1 protein-coding gene is annotated in these 2,346 nt (G+C 36.0%); it reads left to right on the forward strand.

Annotation, left to right across the window (positions count from 1 at the left end):
• The coding region (locus QEH54_RS22635) for a chondroitinase-B domain-containing protein (RefSeq protein ID WP_309021007.1) at positions 1-2,346 on the forward strand (2,346 nt) is incomplete at both ends.

Genomic DNA, 2,346 nt, shown 5'->3' on the forward strand with positions numbered 1-2,346 from the left:
ATTCGCCTATTATTTTTAAAGCTGAAACCCCTGGAGGTGTTGTTTTTACAGGAGGTATGCCAATGAATATTGTTGGTGATCACCTTGTAGTAGATGGGTTTCACTGGAAAGGCGGTTACGGAGCGAGTAACTTTATTCAATTTAGAAGTGGCTCGGTTTACGCAAATCATAGTACGATTCAAAATTGTGTTATCGATGGATTAGGTATTGATCCAGATGATTTGTTTGAAGCGTTGAATCCAGATCCTGGTGATTCAAAATCCATTCCTAAACACCGATGGGTTGTTTTATATGGTACTTATAACAGTGTTGTGAATTGTTCTTTTTTAAACAAGGTTAGTGCTGGAGCTTTAATTCTAGCTGAATATGAATATAATGCTTCGCCACCATACGATGAAGATGCTGGTGAAACGCCTATTAATACACGTTGTTTAGAAGTTGGTCACAAGATTCTGAATAATTATTTCTATAACTTCGAGAAGATGGATGACCTTTATGGACCAGGTTTATCAAACTCGGGAGATAGTGAAACTATTCGTATTGGTACAAGTGAGTATCAAAACGTGAGAAGTAATTGTGAAGTTAGTGGTAACTACTTTTATAAAGCCGATGGTGAAAATGAAATCATTACCAATAAAAGTTATGGCAATATCTATACGAATAACACCTTTAGAGCCTGTAGAGGGTCTTTGGTGTTAAGGCATGGTGCTAATGCTACGGTTGAAGATAATTTTTTTATAGGAGAAAACATTGATGGTACTGGAGGAATTAGAATTTCAGATAGTAACCATAACATTACTAACAACTACATTCAGGATTGTGTTGCAAAAGTAAATCAAGCTAAGTGGAATAATGGTATTACTTTTATTGGCGGAGGTGCTAGTGCGAATGTAGATTGTAATTCAACTAGTGTAAGTAACGGTTACCAAAGATCTGAAAATATTAATGTTTCTAATAATTCTATTGTAAATACGTTTTCGCCTTTATTTTATAATGTGAATGTAGATAATAATAGTGATGTTAAGGGTACAGTTTCTAATAACTTAATCTACTTTGCTTCTGGAAATGCTAACATATCCGATGTTATTTCTGGAGATACACCTACATCATACAACGAAATTGGAGTGACTTTAAGTTACAGTGGAAACGAATACAAAGGGACGACACTAGGAGTTACAAACGATGGTTTTGCCGATAACACAGGCATTACTGCAACAGCTTCAGGTGAAATTTTTACTTTTTCTGGAGCCACAGGTAAAGGTGCTAATACTGGAAATAATGTGCCGTTCAGTCATTCTAATGTTGGTAACGATGGTGTAGGGGCTTGTTTTGTAGATTATTTAGGAGCCGATATTTCAAACCCAACATGTAATGAAATTATAGTAACACCAGGAGAATATTTGTCGGTTGGTACCGTGTCAACATTAGCCTATACAGCTGGTATTTATGATGTTTCTGTTTCTGCAAATGTAAGCTGGGAAGTTACAGCTATAAATGGAACATGGATTTCTAATGTGTCTCCTAGTTTTAGTACAGGGAATGAAACCGTGTCTTTCACTGTAACCGAAAACTCTGGTACGGCTTCTAGATCGGGATCTATAACTTTTACTCAAACTTCTGGGTCAGATAACAATGTGGTCGTTTTAAATATTACTCAAGACGCTCCCGATCCTACCGATTTGTTAGATTTGATTAATGCTGGTGCTAATGGAGCTCCTGTAACTGTTGACTCTTATTCTAGGCAGCAGGATCAAACACATCCGAATCCAAAAGATAATGTGGCAACCAATTCATTAGACAAAGACTTTTCTACAAGCTGGGTGGCTGATGATTTACAAACCGATGGTGAATATATCATTTATGATTTAGGAGATGCTTATGCCTTGGATTTAATTGAAATTGCTACAGATAATAAATCAAATCCTTACGCGTTTCAAGTGTGGGTGTCTACTACAGATACACAGGCAGGAAGTTTTACAAAAATATTACCTATAAGCGATAATTATTTTTATACAACAGCTAATTCAACTGATTTTTCTCAATTTACATTAAATCAAGAAAAAGCTAGATATGTTAAGGTTGTTGGTTTCGGACGTTTTAAAGACACAACCAATGGTGCGGAAGTAAGAGATAGCCAGTGGATAAATATTGCTGAGATTAATTTTTATGGTGAAGCAACAACGCTCTCAATAAACGATTTTGACAGTAATGCGGTTGCAGTGTATCCTGTACCTGTTAAAGATATACTCCATGTAAAAACCAATGGTGTAACTGTAGATGCTGTTAGTGTTTATAGTATGGATGGTCGCCTAGTTTTGACTCAAAACTTTACAAATGTATCATCGG

Source organism: Pelagicoccus sp. SDUM812003, assembly GCF_031127815.1.
In the GTDB taxonomy this organism is placed as follows: Bacteria; Verrucomicrobiota; Verrucomicrobiia; order Opitutales; family Opitutaceae; genus Pelagicoccus.